At 25.4% G+C, this 17469-nt stretch carries 18 protein-coding genes and 1 pseudogene; 8 read left to right on the top strand and 11 right to left on the bottom strand.

What is annotated here, in order from left to right:
* Window positions 1-91: 91 nt before the first annotated feature.
* Window positions 92-1060, bottom strand: coding sequence for a hypothetical protein (locus ACVHXK_RS17245; protein WP_461207648.1), 969 nt, complete (start codon window positions 1058-1060; stop codon window positions 92-94).
* A gap of 1063 nt (window positions 1061-2123) precedes the next feature.
* Between ACVHXK_RS17245 and ACVHXK_RS17240 the strand changes: the two genes are divergently transcribed.
* Window positions 2124-3386, top strand: a complete 1263-nt coding sequence (locus ACVHXK_RS17240; RefSeq protein WP_461207647.1) for a replication initiation protein — start codon at window positions 2124-2126, stop codon at window positions 3384-3386.
* Window positions 3387-3512: 126 nt separating this feature from the next.
* Here the strand turns inward: ACVHXK_RS17240 and ACVHXK_RS17235 are convergent, their stop codons facing one another.
* The 3 genes from ACVHXK_RS17235 to ACVHXK_RS17225 all read right to left on the bottom strand — a co-directional run bounded on the left by ACVHXK_RS17235 (window position 3513) and on the right by ACVHXK_RS17225 (window position 4901).
* Window positions 3513-3662 (bottom strand): hypothetical protein, encoded by a 150-nt coding sequence (locus ACVHXK_RS17235; protein ID WP_461207646.1) that lies wholly within the window; start codon window positions 3660-3662, stop codon window positions 3513-3515.
* A gap of 125 nt (window positions 3663-3787) precedes the next feature.
* Window positions 3788-4258, bottom strand: a complete 471-nt coding sequence (locus ACVHXK_RS17230; RefSeq protein WP_461207645.1) for a type II toxin-antitoxin system MqsA family antitoxin — start codon at window positions 4256-4258, stop codon at window positions 3788-3790.
* Between the two features lie 61 nt (window positions 4259-4319).
* Complete coding sequence (locus tag ACVHXK_RS17225; protein ID WP_461207644.1) at window positions 4320-4901, bottom strand: DNA-binding protein; 582 nt, start codon at window positions 4899-4901, stop codon at window positions 4320-4322.
* 151 nt (window positions 4902-5052) lie between these two features.
* On the opposite strand from ACVHXK_RS17225, the gene ACVHXK_RS17220 reads away from it, so the two are divergent.
* The 6 genes from ACVHXK_RS17220 to ACVHXK_RS17195 all read left to right on the top strand — a co-directional run bounded on the left by ACVHXK_RS17220 (window position 5053) and on the right by ACVHXK_RS17195 (window position 9458).
* Window positions 5053-5643, top strand: coding sequence for a helix-turn-helix domain-containing protein (locus ACVHXK_RS17220; RefSeq protein WP_461207643.1), 591 nt, complete (start codon window positions 5053-5055; stop codon window positions 5641-5643).
* 193 nt (window positions 5644-5836) lie between these two features.
* Window positions 5837-6211, top strand: a complete 375-nt coding sequence (locus ACVHXK_RS17215) for a PBECR3 domain-containing polyvalent protein (protein WP_461207642.1) — start codon at window positions 5837-5839, stop codon at window positions 6209-6211.
* 629 nt (window positions 6212-6840) lie between these two features.
* Window positions 6841-7497, top strand: coding sequence for a hypothetical protein (locus ACVHXK_RS17210; RefSeq protein ID WP_461207641.1), 657 nt, complete (start codon window positions 6841-6843; stop codon window positions 7495-7497).
* Between the two features lie 301 nt (window positions 7498-7798).
* Window positions 7799-7948 (top strand): hypothetical protein, encoded by a 150-nt coding sequence (locus ACVHXK_RS17205; RefSeq protein ID WP_461207640.1) that lies wholly within the window; start codon window positions 7799-7801, stop codon window positions 7946-7948.
* A gap of 452 nt (window positions 7949-8400) precedes the next feature.
* Entirely contained in the window at window positions 8401-9069 is a 669-nt protein-coding gene (locus tag ACVHXK_RS17200; protein ID WP_461207639.1) for a recombinase family protein, read from the top strand.
* 200 nt (window positions 9070-9269) lie between these two features.
* Window positions 9270-9458 (top strand): antitoxin VbhA family protein, encoded by a 189-nt coding sequence (locus ACVHXK_RS17195; protein WP_461207638.1) that lies wholly within the window; start codon window positions 9270-9272, stop codon window positions 9456-9458.
* 518 nt (window positions 9459-9976) lie between these two features.
* Here the strand turns inward: ACVHXK_RS17195 and ACVHXK_RS17190 are convergent.
* Both ACVHXK_RS17190 and ACVHXK_RS17185 read right to left on the bottom strand, forming a co-directional pair.
* Window positions 9977-10444 (bottom strand): hypothetical protein, encoded by a 468-nt coding sequence (locus ACVHXK_RS17190; protein ID WP_461207637.1) that lies wholly within the window; start codon window positions 10442-10444, stop codon window positions 9977-9979.
* The gene (locus ACVHXK_RS17185; RefSeq protein WP_461207636.1) at window positions 10434-11207 is read right to left on the bottom strand and encodes a ParA family protein; all 774 of its coding nucleotides are present in this window, start codon (window positions 11205-11207) and stop codon (window positions 10434-10436) included. Before ACVHXK_RS17185 ends, ACVHXK_RS17190 begins: the two co-directional genes overlap by 11 nt.
* A gap of 76 nt (window positions 11208-11283) precedes the next feature.
* On the opposite strand from ACVHXK_RS17185, the pseudogene ACVHXK_RS17180 reads away from it, so the two are divergent.
* Window positions 11284-11517 (top strand): annotated as a pseudogene (locus ACVHXK_RS17180) (IS200/IS605 family transposase); the annotation flags it as partial.
* A gap of 453 nt (window positions 11518-11970) precedes the next feature.
* On the opposite strand, the gene ACVHXK_RS17175 reads toward ACVHXK_RS17180, so the two are convergent.
* The 5 genes from ACVHXK_RS17175 to ACVHXK_RS17155 form a co-directional block, all read right to left on the bottom strand.
* Window positions 11971-12618 carry an ABC-2 transporter permease gene (locus tag ACVHXK_RS17175; protein ID WP_461207635.1) on the bottom strand — a complete coding sequence of 216 codons (648 nt, stop codon included), beginning with the start codon at window positions 12616-12618 and terminating at the stop codon, window positions 11971-11973.
* Window positions 12608-13474, bottom strand: a complete 867-nt coding sequence (locus ACVHXK_RS17170; RefSeq protein WP_461207634.1) for an ABC transporter ATP-binding protein — start codon at window positions 13472-13474, stop codon at window positions 12608-12610. Before ACVHXK_RS17170 ends, ACVHXK_RS17175 begins: the two co-directional genes overlap by 11 nt.
* 25 nt (window positions 13475-13499) lie before the next feature.
* Complete coding sequence (locus ACVHXK_RS17165) at window positions 13500-15140, bottom strand: ABC transporter ATP-binding protein (protein ID WP_461207633.1); 1641 nt, start codon at window positions 15138-15140, stop codon at window positions 13500-13502.
* Between the two features lie 71 nt (window positions 15141-15211).
* Window positions 15212-16579 carry a radical SAM protein gene (locus ACVHXK_RS17160; RefSeq protein WP_461207632.1) on the bottom strand — a complete coding sequence of 456 codons (1368 nt, stop codon included), beginning with the start codon at window positions 16577-16579 and terminating at the stop codon, window positions 15212-15214.
* A 146-nt stretch (window positions 16580-16725) separates the two neighbouring features.
* Window positions 16726-16848 (bottom strand): subclass IId bacteriocin thuricin17, encoded by a 123-nt coding sequence (locus ACVHXK_RS17155; protein WP_461207631.1) that lies wholly within the window; start codon window positions 16846-16848, stop codon window positions 16726-16728.
* Between the last annotated feature and the right edge of the window lie 621 nt (window positions 16849-17469).

Raw genomic sequence — 17469 nt, 5'->3', positions numbered from 1 at the left:
CTCCTATCCATCCTTTTATAAACTTGAATTCTTATTGTTTTCTTTTTTCTTTCATCCTGTTTTGTTTATATTTAAAATAATTATTTTTGAACTATTTCAAGTAACTTTCTAAAACTTCTAATCTGTTATGACCTAAAATTTTCGTAAGTTCTTTTCTAACTTCTAATTCATTTCTTCCCTTTTCTATCTCTCTTGAATAATAGTCTTTTGCAAATTCCTTTCTCATACTATGAATTCCACAATGAGTATATTTATCTGTTATTTTATTTCTAATTCTACTAAATGTCTTTGAGTAACTATCAGCTTTATTCGTGAAAAATCGGTCATGTGAGCTTGTTTTACTTTTAAAGTAATTATAAATCTTCTCAACTACCTTTCGTTGATCTGTAGTCAAATTTAAAGCTTCTATATTTCTACTACGTCCACCTTTAGACCGATGAATATGAATTTCTTTAATTTTTTCATCTTCATTTATTTTAAAATCTTCTTTTCTTAAATTAGTTATTTCTCTTACTCTTAATCCTAGAGCCCTTGATGTATCAAATGCTAATCCATTCTCATATTTACTTTGATAAGCATTATTTATAATTTTATCGTGAATGTCACGTGGCATCTGCTCCCTTTTCTGAATTGAATTTTCTGCAATAACTTCTTTATAGCTTGTATCTACAAATACTGTTTCCTTATTAATTTGTTTACTATAAACATTTTGTAATTTTGCGACCTGGCTTGCATAAGTTGCTGCTGTTTTTGCATCATATGCTTTTCCATTTTTAAAATTTCCTTTTCGTATAAAAGATTTAAACATACCTGGTGTAATCTCATCTAAATATCTTATTCCAAATTCAGCTCTACAGTATTTTGTAAATGCCACACAAGTCTTTTTAGTTGCATTATATGTTTTCTGTGAATATATTTTATCTTTTGTATATTCATCTTGACTTAAATTATTGTTTAGAGCATTTCTTTTATCTGCATGTCTACTCCTTTTGTATCCTTTTTCATATGCTATTTTTAAAACTTTTGTAGCTTGAAATACTACACTCTCTCTTTTACTCAAATTAATCACTCCTTAAGTTTTTGTATATAAAATAGACTTCATCTTATAGCCAAGTCTGAATTATCATCAATTTTTTATATTTTTTTTAACACAATTTGGTGGTCATTCCTTACATACTTAGTGATATTTTTATATGTATTATTAATTAAATCTCCAACTATGATAATTGAATTGTTAATTATCATAGTTGGTGGTCATTTATTACATAGTTAGTGGTTATTTATCCTATAGTTGTTATCCTGAACGGATTAAGTGGGCACATCCCCCTCTGCTGGCGCATTCACCCCCTTAATCCGTACAGTACATAACAATTTATAAATTTGTTTTATTATTTAGAAACACCCAGACGAGCTATTCTTAACAGAAAGGCCCAAAAAAATAAAATTGACTATGATTTAATAAAATACGATAGTCAACACGAGCTATTAAAGCTCAAGTAGCTAAATTAATTATTAATCACTTATATCTCACATGAGTTAAATGAGTATTATGATACTAAGTTGTTCCAAGCGATTTAAGTAATAGGATTAATTATTTTAATGTGCAGCTACTATGCACTATTTAATTTTTTAGCTTTAAGCCATTTTTATATTATTTATATTGTTTGTTTTTTTAGCTCTAAGCCATTTTTTTTATTAAAATATTTTTATACATATATATTATAGTACAAAAAATTTTAATTTTTGTTATTTCATAAAAAAAGGTTAAAAAATTTTTTTAACTATGTAACGAATGACCACCAAATTTTTTATTCTTTTTCAGAAAAATAGATAAATAAAAACTTAGATATTCTTTTTTTTGCAACAACAATACAGTTGTTGTTTTAAATGTTTTACAATCTTTTTGTTTATATGTTTAGGCAGCTATAAAACCCTTGATATAACTAGCTTTAAAAATTTTAATAATACTTTTTGCTACCTAAACAATACTTTTTGCTACCTAAATATAATTTTAATAATACTTTTTGCTACCTAAACAATACTTTTTGCTACCTAAATAATACAGTACTGAAAGCTTGTATTGTATTATTTATATGGTATTATATAGATAAGGAGGTCAATTTATGAATGATAATTATATAGTAACAAAGGCAAATACTTTAATAACTTCAAATTATGATTTAAGTTTAGAAGAACAAAGAATTATTTTAACATTGGCTAGTATGGTACAACCAAATGATGAGGAATTTAAAGCATATAAATTCAAAATATCTGATTTTTTAAAATTATTAGGAATTGAAGATAAGCGAAAATATTCTCGAATACCTAAAATAACAAAAGAATTAATGCAAAAGGTTCTTGAAATTGAAAAAGAAGATGATATTATACAAGTTGCTTGGATATCATCAGCACATTATAGAAAAGGTACTGGAACAGTAGAACTTGAATTTAGTCCAAAATTAAAGCCGTATATGTTAGGGTTAAAAGAATTTTATACAAGTTATAGGCTTAAAAATGTATTAGAACTTAAAGGAAAATATTCAATTAGAATATACGAAATTTTAAAAAGTAATGAATTTAAAAAAATAGCAATTATAGAGGTTGATGAACTTAGAAAAATATTAAAAGTTAATAGTGGATCATATTTAGTCTATCAAAATTTTAAGAATAGAATAATTTTAAAAGCACAAAAGGAATTGAAAGAAAAAACAGATATAAGCTTTGACTTTGAAGAAGTAAAAACAGGAAGAAAAGTAACATCAATAAAATTCTACATACACAAAAACAATAAAAAATCTTCAGCTAAAACTATTGCTAATAAAGCTAAACGAGAAATAGCAGCTACAAAAGAGATTGAAGAAGATACCGAACAAATTAAAAAGGTTAAATCTCTTATAAAAGAAAATATAACTAGTCTTGAAGCTACAAAATTATTATCTGCAGCTAATAATAATATTGAACTTATAAAAGAAAAATATGATATTTCAAAATCAATGAATAATATAGATAATCTAGTAGGATGGTTAATAAGAGCAGTAAAAGAAAATTATCAAGCTCCAGTAAATAAACGTAAGAAAGACCCTTTTATTGATAGAGAACAAGCTAGTTACGATTTAGATAAAATAGAAAAGGTATTATTAGGTTTGGAGCATTATGAAGATGAAAAAGATAGTGATACAAAAAAAGAAATACAAATCATACAAGATATGATAAAAGAAGATATAACGGAAGATAATGCTATAGCATTACTAGTTGAATCTAACCACAATATTGAACTTATTAAACAGAAATATGAAATTTCTAAATTGATTAATAATATAGATGATAGAGCAAAATGGATAATAGAACAACTCAAAGCAGAGAGATTAAAAAATACAAAAACATAATTATATAGTGTTTTATTAATATTACAACTTTTGTTGAAAAATCAACAAAAGTTGTTGAAAAATCAACAACTTTTGACTAAAAATCAACAAATATTGTTGATTTTTCAACATAATATATTGCAGTTATTAATTCCAAAAGAAAATTATTGTTGAGATTATAAGTAGTATAACAATTATTGTTCCACTCATAATTAGAATATTTTTCATTAAATCTACATACTTAGCTATCCTCATATTATCTTTCTCATTTAATTGTGTACATATTTTTGTTTTCATTACTCGCCACATCCAAAGATATATAAGTATACTAGAAATTCCTATAAATAAGGTTAGTATCATAACCATAATCATACCTGCTTTCATTCTTTGTATTATTAATTTAATCATATACTATATTTGTCTTAAGATTTGTTATAATGGTTAAGTAATTCTTTATCAGTAATAAGGTCTTTTGACCGATTTAACATTTCTAAAAACCATTTTGGATCTTTATCAATTTTTCTTAATATATCATCATGCGCACCATCTTGGACTTGATGATTCTCATATCTTGTAATTGTCCCTTTGCCCCAATCAAGAATTTCAGAAAAGTCCTTTTGACTTACATCATATTTTTCTCTTATACTAATAATTTCACTTGATGTTAATAATCCTACCTTTTTACGGTATGCGTTTTTCATTGCAAGTCTATTTGTTTTAATCATCTCTTCATCTTCTAGATATTCATCTGCATTAGAGCAATACTCGTAGATAGCTTTAAAGGAAATTCCTTCTTCTCTGAATATTTGATTTTCAATTACTTCTACTGTAGCCACTTCATGTTCTTCCATACAGATTAAACATAATTTTTTTTCAGTTTTAATTTTTCTCATTTTTTCACCTCAACTTTTCTTGTAGGAAATTTATATGTTCAGTATATTGTTCAAAAGGTTATTATTTGTATTTTGAAATGAATTCAAATAAAGCAAGACTAATCATATCTTGTTTTTTTATACCTTTATTCTTCTCACAAAGAGCCGTAAATTCATCAAAAATTGGTTTATATACTTTAATACTTTTAGTGACGATATTGCTCTTAAATACGCCAGGAATGATATTAATATCTATTTGTGTTGAATTAAGTGCTATTGTATTATTTTCATAATTTTTAAGCATATCCAATATGTTCTCTTTTACGTTAATTAATTCAATTAAATCATCCTTCATATTAATGAAATCGTGCATCTCTTTTGATGAATTATCTTTATTTATTAAAGTATTATTTTTCTGTGATTTATTTTCCTCTGTTTTATGTGTTTGCAATACTTTTATATTATTTTTATCATATTGTTTTGTATATTGTCTTGTAGCACTATCAAAAGAATATCCTATCTTTTTAAATCTATCCCTAATAGTTGTCTTACTAATATGTAACTGGGTACTGATAATTCTTAAGCTATCACCGTTTAAGAGCAGTTGATTTATATATTTTATTTGCCCTAATGTATCAAGATTATCAAAATTAGATCTATTCATAGAAAGCCTCCTAATAGATATTTTTATATTACTTATATAATACACTTAATTTACAAATATTACAATAAAGGTATTTAGATATTATTTATATAATGTTTACAAATTAATTAGTTAATAGTAAAATATAATTAATAATAAATGAGGTGATTATATGGCCAGAGTAACAAAAGCTATGTTGGAAGAGAAAGTTGAACAGTTACAAGAATTAGTTAATTCACAAATGAATCAGATCATGCAGCTGCAGCAAGAAAAAGAAGATATATTGAATAATAAGGATTGTGTATCAAAAGCAGAGTTTGAGGGCGTTATTCATGAGTTGGAACGTGTAAGAATTAGTTGCGAAACTATATCCGGTTTACATGAGAAAGATAAAGAAAAAATAATACAGTTAGATAAAAAAGTTAAAGCATATAAAGAAGGTCATAACGCTTTCATCAAGAATATAGAATTAAACACAGAACAAAAGAAAATATTAGATAAACGAATTAGCTTTTTAGAAAAGAAATGTGAAGAATTAACAGAAGAAAATGAAAAAATGAGAATTGTAAATAAGTCATTAATTAATAAAAAAACAGAAAAAATACATAATGCTCGTGGAGCTGGTAGAAAGAGCAACTTAACCCAGGAGCAACTACAGAAAGTTTACGAACTACATAAACAAGGAATGTCTTATAGTAAAATAGGGGAAGAGGTGGGTATTAGTAAAGCTTATGTATGCAAATTAATTAAGAAACAAAAGTAATAATAATATTTACTGATTTTTGAGTTGTTAAAAAGATTTATTGTCAATAAAGAAAATGAGATAAATTTTGAAACTACAATAATAAAAAGATGCAAATTTGTTGAAATACATATTTTTCAATCTTATAATTAAGTAGAATAGTTTCTTGTGATTTTAGTACATATATAGAAAATTAAAGGAGAATTGTTTACAAATGATTGATAATAAAAAAGTTGGTGAATTATCAAAAAAGATTATAGATGAATTTAACTTGACACTTTTAGAAGGACAACCTATATTATGTGGTAAAAGTAATATAGATCATATGAAAAATAAACATCCAGAATCATATAGAATTTATGGTGATAAAATTAGTGAAATTATAAATAGTCCTGATTTTATAGCTAAGCATCCTAATAAAAAAAGCATAGAATACATAAAAGTATTTAAAAATAAGAAAGATGACTACGTTTTAGTGGCAGTTAGAGCTTCTGGTAATAATAGGTTGTTTGTAAAAACATTATTTATTATGGATACAGAAAAAGTGGAAAAATACAGAAAAAAAAACGCTTTAGTTCCTTATGAATAAAAAAATATAAATTTTTTTATATTATTTATAAATTTTTTTAAAAAATAATTGTATTTTTTTTAATATGTGGCTATAATAAAGATATAAACACATAGAATATTAAAGAGAGTAACTGAGGGCGGAACAGGTAGCCGCCACCACGCTTATGCGATAGGAGATGCAGATTACCACCTGCCTTTATTCTCGATGTATAAATAAAGCCATAGGATATCCTATGGCTTTATAATTATCTTTTTTTTGTAGATTTTATAGTTTTCTTTTTCTCATTTTTCTAATTAATGTAGTCTTGATAATTTTAGTCACGTCTAAAATTTCTTTATAATACATGTCTTTGTCACCATTTATATTTAATAAACTTAACACATGAACTATTTATTCATGAGTATATTGTTTTATCCTGTCTTTTGTATGTCCTGATTTATTTTTAGCTATTGAATAACCTCCTGTTATCCTTTCAATTACTATATTTTTTCAACCTATGCAAAACTAAAAAATATAGTGAAATAAAATCCTCAATAACTAGCAGCAAAAATCCAAAAAGTTTTGTCGGACAAATTATTTATTAATATAGAATTGATAGTAAAATAAAGATTAATAATGATATATTCAATTTGAAAGGAGTGGTTAATTTGAAAATTAATAAAGATTTAAATGAATGGATAGATATACTTCAGAAAAATAAAATAATAGAAAGATTAAATAGTGGTGAAAAATTTAGTTCTATAAATGTAGATTTAGGGTTTGATGCAGATTCAGATGCATTAAGAAAGGCAATTAAAAGAATTGGATATAAAAAGCATAAAAGACACCAACTTTATTATTTTCAATTTCAAGAAGATATTATGAGATTTATGGATTCTATAGATATTGAAGCTACAGTTGAACAAATAGCACAAGAAAGATATTATAGTTGTGTGTGTAGTGGAGATGATTTTTGGGGACTATCTAGTAATAATTATTGTTGTATAAAAGATGATATTTTTAAAGAATATGTGGAAATATCAAAAGATTTAGGTTGTGATTGTCCAGAAGATCTTATCCATATGGTACTTTTAGAATGGTTAGAACAAAATAAACCTGTAAATAAGCGAAAAGAACATCTTATTAGATATATGAAAACAAGTAATGATTTTGAACAAAAAGAGGTTGATTTTATATTGAAAAAATATAAAGAAGGATATGATTTGGAAGAGTTATTTGCTACAAGTACTGATATAACTTTATATAAACTTACAGATAAAGAATTTATGCAAGAGCATATAAGCAAGATAAACAAGAAAAAGTAAATGTATTTGGCAAAATTTTGTATGGTATATTTGATATATGGCGATATATATTCCTGATAAGTTTTTAAAATCAGTATTTTAAATAGTGAAGTGATGAAGTGGTTTGTGATAAGATAGTAATTAGAGGGTGTATTAACGCGCTGATTAAAAATTAAATATATGTTATTGATTAATTATATGCAAACACAGTATAATAAAATATAGACAAGTACAACATGTTTTTCTTATTTCTTCCTTGTGTAAGAACCTAAATCTAATTAGGTTCTTGAGTTTAGATTTTTGCAGAAGGGAGGATATGTTTATGAAAAAACTAGAAGAGAAAAACGAGAAAAATATGAAAAAAGTACAAAGAATTGGCAGATTCCTGTACTTTAAGATTTTAATACCAGCATTATATACTGCGTTAGGCACAGTGGTTGGTATGCTAGCATTACAACTTTTTATAGGGTAATACCCTTTTGGAGCACTTAGGTGCTCTCTTTTTTTTATATTATATTTTTAATTATCATTGTAGGTGATAGTATAACCAAGTTACTAATAAAATATAATCGGCTTGTCAAATGTTTATTCCAATTACATGAACGTGTAGATTTTTTTATAATACATTGTAGTTTTTTTATAATACATTATAGTTTTATGATACCACAAAACGTGAAAATTTCAATCTTTGTTATCATATCATATCGATGCTTTTTGTTACTTTTTGTTACCAATAATGGCAAAGATACCTCTTGAAAGTGTCAAAATAACTATCGAGCAAACTGTTTTTAATAAAAGTATCAAAATAAATTGACATATAGATAAAATAACGCTATAATAAAAATATCAAATAAAGTATAGTTAAATTAACACAAAGCAAATAATTCGTTTGCAAATTAATAAATAAACACATGAGGTGAGATTATGGGAAACTATTATAATTACATGAGGATAAGCACCAAGGAAAGCAACGACAAACAAAGTTTTAATAGGCAAGAGAAGAGTTTGCAATCATATGCAGATAGCAATAATATTGAATATCTATTGACCTTTAGAGATGATATGACAGGGAGTACGTTTGATAGACCTGCTTGGCAGAAGTTAGAGAAGTTATTGCATGAAGGGGATACAATAGTATTCAAAGAAATTAGCCGATTTACAAGAGAGGCAGAGAAAGGATATAAAAAATATATGGACTTGATGCAGGAAGGCATTAATTTGGTTTTTGTAGATAATCCAACTGTAAGTACAAATTACATCAAACAACTTACAAATACGGCAAATAGTCTTGATTTAGTAACAAAAACTGCAATGGAGAGCATGGTTAAATTGTTATTGATAGTTGAATTGGACAGAGTGCAGAAGGAACGTGAGATAATTGTAAAAAGAATTAAACAAGGTATTCAAGCGTCTGATAAAAAGAGTGGTAGAAAACAAGGTAACCTAGATAAAATGTCAGAAGAGTTGAGAGAGGATATAAAAGAATTTCTTAATGATAGAAGTATAAAGCAAGTTGATTTAATGAAAAAGCATATCATAAGTAGAAATACACTTAAAAAATATATAAAGGTCGTATCAGAAGAGGATAAATAAAGCCTTTTTACTTTTTTTACTCTTTAGAGCTGAAGGGGCAGCAAGATTTAACAAAATATAAGGTAGTATCAAAAGTAGTACCGTAATATGAGATTTGGTACTACTTTAAAATTAGTCTATACAGGCTTTGCCTGTGTTTTGTGGTACTGTCTTATCCTGCACTATTAGGTTGCATCAGTCTTGATATATTAAAAAAGGAGTTGGTTAACGTAATTGATCCAAAAGAAGAAAAGAGAAAAGCCTGGGAATTTGCTCTTGGTATGAATCAAATTTATGGGAAGTACATTCCAAGTGATGAAATGAAAGAGCTAATAGAAAAAAATATCAATGAAGAAATAACCACAGATGAAATAATAGATATATTGATTAAAAAGTACACCAAAGAGTAAATGGCGGGATAAGGGCGGTGCAACCGCCAGGTACAAATTGCAGGCAAAGCCTGTAATACCAATGGTTCAAGTAGTGGTGCAAATTCATATACATATAATTAATATGATGCAAAATATCCTTTAAACCTCTTCAAACCTTTTAAATTCAAGGGTTTAAACAGGTGCAAAAGATAATAATGGGCAACTTCCAAGGGGATTCCACTTGATTTCTCTAAATGCTATAATAATCTTAAGGTGGTCCTTTGGATCTGTTATTGAGAGAGTGCAATAACCCTTCAACCTAATTGAAGGAGTACACCTGGCCCAAAGAGATGCTAATTTGGGACACACTCTGCTAATAAATAAAATTATAAATAATTTGTTGTTTTATTTTCCTTAAACAAGTTATAGTTGGTTCTATTTTTTATATAAACAAAAATTATTCTATAATAAGAATAATTAAAAGTTGATATCACCAATATGTTTCTTAATTAATTAAGAAACATATTGGTGATATTTTATTTATAAACTATAAATTATTATTTTGTATCTTCAACCATTTTAAGAATTTCATTTACAGCCTTTTTATTTTTAGTGAAGTATACATCAATTGCAGCATCAACAAGTTGGCTTAGATTTTTATCTTTAATCGCTATATCTAATAACCCAAGTTTCTTTACCGTTTCTTGTGTAAGCATAAAGCTTCTTTTTTCTGTAGATACATTTACTGCTTTCTTTTTTTTAGTATTGGATATTTTACTTTTTTCAGTATTTACTATTTTACTTTTAACTTCTTTTGTTTTTTTATTATTATACTCATTTACATAAATACTCTTATCTTCTTTTACTCTTTTACTCTTTTCTGTATTAGAAGAATTACTTATACTAGTATTTGAGTTTTTATGTATATTCTCTTTTGTATTATTATCATTTGATATATCAATATCCATACCTTCCAGGATACCTAATGAAGCACTTGCATTATTATTGTTCTTACTAGCGTTCATAGTTTATTACCTCCTTTGCTAAACTCATATAATCATCATAGGCATGACATTTTTGATTAAACTCAATCAATGGAGTTCTTGCATCTTGTGAATACTCAACTTTAGAATCTATTCGTATTCTATTTTTGAATATTTTGTTTCCAAAAACTTGTTTTAAAATATCTTCTATGTTTTTAGAAATATTCTTTCTAACATCATACATAGTTATCAAAACACCCATTATATTCAAATTTAAATTTATCTTAGATCTAACTAAATTATAAGTATTAAACAAATGCTTTATGCCTTTAATAGAGAAAAAAGCAGGGTTCACTGGTATCAATAAATAATCAGCTGCTGATAAACCATTTACACTTAAAAGACCTAAACTTGGCGGTGAATCAATAATTATATAATCATATTGATTCTTTAAAGGATATAGAATATTTCTTAATATAACTTCCCTTGTTAAATAATTACTAAGTGTTATTTCGGCATTACTTAAATTAATATCCGAAGGTAAACAATATAAATTTTCATAGTCTGTTTTTATTATCACTTCTTTAACTTGTTCTTGAGTTACTTCCTGGTTAATTAATAAATGATATATAGTTGTTTCAAGACTTTCATCATCTATTCCAACTCCAGTTGTTGTATTAGCTTGAGGATCTATATCTACCAACAAAACTTTTTTACCTAACTTAGCAAGAGCAGCCCCTAAATTAATAGCAGTAGTGCTTTTGCCACATCCCCCTTTTTGATTGAAAATATCAATAATATTCAAAGAAATACTCCTTTCTGGTTTTACTCTTTTACTCCAATATTCTTTTACTTAAAATAATAATATAGTATAATGATATAAATGTAAATTAAAATTGGTTCTATTAGATAGACACTCAAATTTGAAATATAAATATGTAAATAGTCAATTTTAGTGCAAGGTATATTATGTAGATACTGTAGGAAGGAATAAAAAAGTAATTGAAGAGTATATAAAAAATCAGTTACACGAAGATATAGCTTATAACCAAATGAGTATAAAAGAATATGTGAATTCATTTACAGAATATAAAATTAAGAAGGTCAAAAAATAAAAATCTCTTTATCAGTGGTCAGAGAATGCTTAAAGTTATTTAATTATTCGGGATGTCTTAAGATATATCTAAAGAAGACGCCCTGTAAAAAAGGCTGTCTTCTTTATTTCAAAAATGATTTTGATACTTGATATCAAACAATTATATATATACTATTTTATTTCTAACGCATTACTAATATAATATTTCGTGTTTTATATCATTATGATTTATTTAATACTTCCTAGAAGGATAACCTATAGATAGATTAACTACATTAAATTGTATGTTTTGAGGTTTATAAAAAAATTATTATATTTTATTCATGTATTCAATTGTTATCGCTTTTTAAATTTACGTATTACTATATTAAGCAAAAATGCCACTAAAATAAAAACTAATATAAATTTTAAACTCATTTTTACACCACCATAATATTTATTTTGCAAACATTTTATTATTATATAAAAATTATTATAAATCTTTTTTTGAGTAAATATGTACAGATAAAATTATAGAACTAAATCCCATTAAGAAAGTAAGCATATAAATAAGTGAAATTTGAATTGTTTCAGAAAAAAGAGATATAATACTAACACTAATATTTGTAGATTGTAGCCAGCTTACTATATTAGGAATTAAAAAAGGCGATATGAAAATAATAGCAGCTAATATATACTTCGTTTTTTCAAATCCGAATTTGTACTGAAGAGGTATCCAAATCCCAAAACATATAGTTATTATTAAAAGTGATATCCCAAAAGTATAGGTGTCTATGTTTTCCATCCCTATAGGAGTAAAAAAAGTTGTAATTGTATATATAATATATGTGCAGATAAAAACAACCAATACAACTAAATACTTTGCTTTTACTAATGTATCTCTTGTATATGGCGTTGTACATAGTAAAGAGGATCCTTTATATTTATCTTCTAATCTCAAAACTGTATTAAATATAACGTACTCCAAAAAAAGCACAGTAATAAAAAAACTTATAAACCCTCCTCCACTAGAATTAATATTAGTAGTTATAAAAATTGGTGCAACAACTGCAAAAATAAATAAAAATAACAAATACTTTTTTACTAAAATAAAATCTTTTTTTACAAGATTAAACAACATCTTTATTTCCTCCTATGTATGATAACATAATCTGTTCAATAGTAGGCTTTTCTATTAATACACCGTTCATTTGTTTCTGTACAGTAGTTTTTTGATTTGTAATACCTTCAAACCCATATTCAGTCTCATGTAGTATTAAAAATAACTTTCTTGTATATTCATTAAGCATCATCTTATCACCTTTAACTAAACCATGTGTATCAAACAATACATTTTTTTTTTCACTTAGCACAATTCTACCCTTATCAATTAAAATAAGTACATCAGCTATTTTATCCAAGTCTGAAGTAATATGAGTAGAAAAAAATACACTTTTACCATTTTCCTTCATAAAATCTAAAAGTATATCCATTAACTCACTTCTTATTAATGGGTCAAGTCCACTTGTAGGCTCATCCATAATCAACAAGTCGGCATGATGAGAAAGTGCCAAAGCAATAGAATATTTCATCCGCATACCTTTAGATAATGTATAGATTTTTTGATTGAGTTGTAAGTTAAAACGTTCAATATAGCTTTTAAAAACTGATTCATCCCAATTTGAATAAGAAGGCGCAATAATACTTTTCATTTCCTTCATTGTCATATTTTCATAAAAATACCCCTCATCCAATACAATCCCTATATGATTTTTTAATTCTCGTTCGTTTTTATCCATTTCTTTGTTAAATAATTTAATACTTCCAGAATCTTTTAATGTCAAACCAAGAATTGATTTTATAGTTGTAGTTTTTCCAGCTCCATTTATACCAATAAAGCCCGTAATATCCCCTTCTTGTAATGAAAAGCTAATGTTATGTAATCCAAAAGTTCCAAACTCTTTTTTTAGTTCTTTTACATCTAAAATAGTATTCATTTCTATTCTCCTATTCAAACATATTTCAAGCACTTAAATTTATTGTTTTATTTATAAATTCTAATTCGCTATCTTGATGTGAAATAATAATTAATATATTACAAAGTTTTTTTTCTTTTAGTATCTTTAATATAAGTTTTCTTGTATTAATATCTAAATTAGATGTTGCTTCATCTAATATAATAATATCTCTTTTTTTAATTATAGCTCTTAAAAATGCTACTATTTGTGTTTGTCCACCAGAAAGTCCTAAATCATTCTGTATTATTTCAGTATTTAAGCCCTTATCAAACCTATTTATATATTCTATTAAGTTATATTCATTTATTAAATTGATTACATCATTCTTATTTTTTTTAGTTTGACCATATAAAATATTTTCTAAAATTGTTCCTTTAAATAAAAATATATTCTGTGAAACAATCCCTATTTTGTCTCTAATACATTTTTTATTAATGGTAAAATAATCTTTACCATTAATTAATATTGTTCCGTTTGTAGGTAAATATAGCCCCGTTATTAACTTAATTAATGTTGTCTTGCCTGCGCCATTTATTCCACTTAGTAAAACTTTATCTCCATTCTTAATGGTATCATTAAAATTATTTATAACAAAACCACTTTTTTCATTATATTTAAAACAAACATCTTCAAATGTTATTGTTTCAATAGATTCTGTTAAAAATTTACACTCATTAGAATTTTCACTGTCTAATTCAAAAAATTCCTTAACTCTTTCTATAACAACACATATAGGTTTTAATGTAATTTCTAAACTCCCTAAAGATTGAGTAGTTGCAAAAATTTTAGTCATATATATAGAAAATGAAGTGTATATCCCAATTGTTATTTCATTTTTTAAAATTAATATTCCTGAAAATAATAAAACCAATGCGGTGGCAAGTTCGTTAGTTAAAACTATATTTTGTATAAAACGTATAAAATTCAAGTTTTGTTTCATAATACTTTTTACCATATTTCTTAGTTTAATTGTAATTTTTTTTATTTGAGTATCTTTACCATTTAATAATTTTATATCTTCAATTCCATTAAGTGTTTCATAAACTTCTCCATTTAAAATTGCAGAATTTTCATAAACATTAGTTGTACTTTTAGTTATTTTTTGTGATGAACTTTTAGATATAATAAAGTAAATAGGCATAATAATTATTGCTATAATAGTAAGTTTAAAACTTAAAGTTATCATAACAAACAAAGAAAAAAACAAATCAAATACCCCTGTGAAAGTACTTAAAAGAGTTGGAGAAAACAATGAACCTATATTGCGAGATTCTGAAATTCTACCAAGTATATATCCTTTTTCAGTTTTATTAATAAAACTTAATGGAGCATCTATAATTTTACTTATCATAGATATTCTAATTTCATTAACAACAGTCTGCTGTACTTTAGTAAAGTAATATTGATAAATTAATGTTAATATATATTTAACAATATATATTAACATTAATAATGCAACCATTTTTAATAATTCAATAGGTTTCTTGTTCATTAATATAATTTTGTCAATTATATATCCTACTAAATAAGGTATTGGGGCAGCTATTAACGAAGATATAATCATACCACCAACTCCAATAATGACCCATACTTTCGATTTTTTTAAAAATGTAACTACAAAAAATAAATTTTTATAACCCTTCATATATTATCCTTTCTTTAACCATATTTTTAAATAATCTTAAAATTAATTTTAAGATTATTTAATTTGCAAATTTAAAAAGATAACTTTTCTTTAATTATTTTTGGTATATTGTTATACCATAAACATTTGCCATTCATTTCACTAGCTTTAACTAACCCTCTTAGTAAACAATTACTACAAAAATATTTATTTTTACATTCTTTACATTCTAATGAATCAAATTGAGGAGCTGACATATTAAAAAATGTATTAATGTATTCAACATTATCATCATAAATATCTTTTATATTCTTTTCAAACACATTACCAATACTGCTATTAAAATATTTCAAGTTATCCATTGTACAAATTTTTATGTCACCAGTAGATGCTATCACAACATGAGGTGTTAAACATCCACAATTTTTATTTCTAGATCGATCACCCTCTACAATTGATAAAAATTTTTTATATTTTTTATTTATTTTCTCTAACTTTTGATTAACATTATAGGCATCATCTTCGTTTAAGAATAAATTGCTGTCAGAATTTATTGCTCTTCCTAATGAAATGACAGGGCTAATTCCATAATTTTTGATGCCTAAATTATGCACCCAATCTGCAATATCCTCAATTTCATCCATATTTTTTCTTGTAATTATTGTTGCAATTCGCATTCTTACATTATTTTCAGATAATTTTATAATGTTACTTTTTATTAAATTTAAAGTGTTCGGTACTTTAGTAAACCATTTTAAATAATTATCATCCAAGCTATGTAAGTCAATTTGTACATATATTTTTGACCTATTCTTAATAAGAATATCGATAATATCATCCGAAAGTGCTATTCCATTTGTTAAAAATGAAATTTGATCAAAATTTAAATTAACTGCATGCAATAGTATTTCTTTAATATTAGGATGTACTGTTATTTCTCCTCCCGTTAATTCAATTAGTTGAACCCCCATATTTTTTAAATCATCTAATAAAGTTTTTGATTTAGATAAACTCATAACTTCACTTTTTATTTCTCCAAAGTTTCCATAACAATGAAGACATCTTATATTACATTTATTTGTTAACTCAATTGATGCTACCTTCGGATATATAGTTTTCTTTGATATAATATTAACAGGTGCTTTTCTAGGACATGATTGTGTACTAATGTTTATATCATATAAGTTCGAAATTTTTTGTATAAAACTTTTCATTTTTTCTTCGATTCTTTCACGATTTTCATTATATTTTAAAGATAAGAAAGATATTATTTCATTATACGTTTTTGTACCATCTATTAATTGAATTATTTCTGCCGAAGTATCATTCAATGTATAAGTTTGCATATTTTTTTTAGTTGGAATCCCCTCATGAGAATCTCTTTTTACCACTAAAACTAATATCCCAGTCATATATTTTCTTATTTCCAGTTTTTCATTCCAATATATATATGTACTCAATTTAATTACCCACCTTATAAGTTATTTAAATTATACTATACCATCACATGAAATAAAGTTATTATTCAAAACAACAAATGTATTTAGTTACTGTATGTCCAAATATATTTGTTAATGAATAATAACTTTATTTTTTTTCTTATCAGCTATTCTGCAGTATTTAACCCAGTAAGCGCAGATAATAATGTAAAACCATTTGTAACGCATGTTGCACAAACTAAACAAGCCCAACAAGTAATACTATCCTGTTCAATTTCCGGTGTTCCCATACCCATACCCCCTTTTTTATGCCATATATACCAATTATATATAAATATTATATATCCTTTATATTTTATTGAATGTTTACTATTTATTAACAATTTAATCATATAAATACATAATAATAGTACATATATTATAGTTGTATTATTAGCAAATATATTAGATCATGTTGATTAAAAATATAGAAAAGGGGTTAGTCTGCTTACTTTAATCTGGTATGATGAAAATACATCCTTAACATTTGTCTTTACTTTACTGAGTTCAGAGAAATAAAAGAATCTTATTTTATCAATTAATAACTCAGTAGATAAAAAATCTACTGGATATAAAATCAGCTAAGAAGCAATAAAAAAATAACTCGATGTTACCATTGATTTATTAAAACAAGCCGTAGCTTACGTATTAACATCAAGATATTTATTTTACTTACTTTAAAACCAATTATACGTTTTAAATAAACTACATATTTAAGAAAAGGCCCAATTTTTACCACTACATAAACCATATAAAATACAGGCAAAGCCTATATTTTATATGTGCTAAAGTCACCTCCTATCCATCCTTTTATAAACTTGAATTCTTATTGTTTTCTTTTTTCTTTCATCCTGTTTTGTTTATATTTAAAA

Source organism: Clostridium sp. DL1XJH146 (assembly GCF_054819755.1).
The sequence above is the reverse complement of the archived record's forward strand: the minus strand, read 5'-3'. Positions and strand labels throughout refer to the sequence as shown.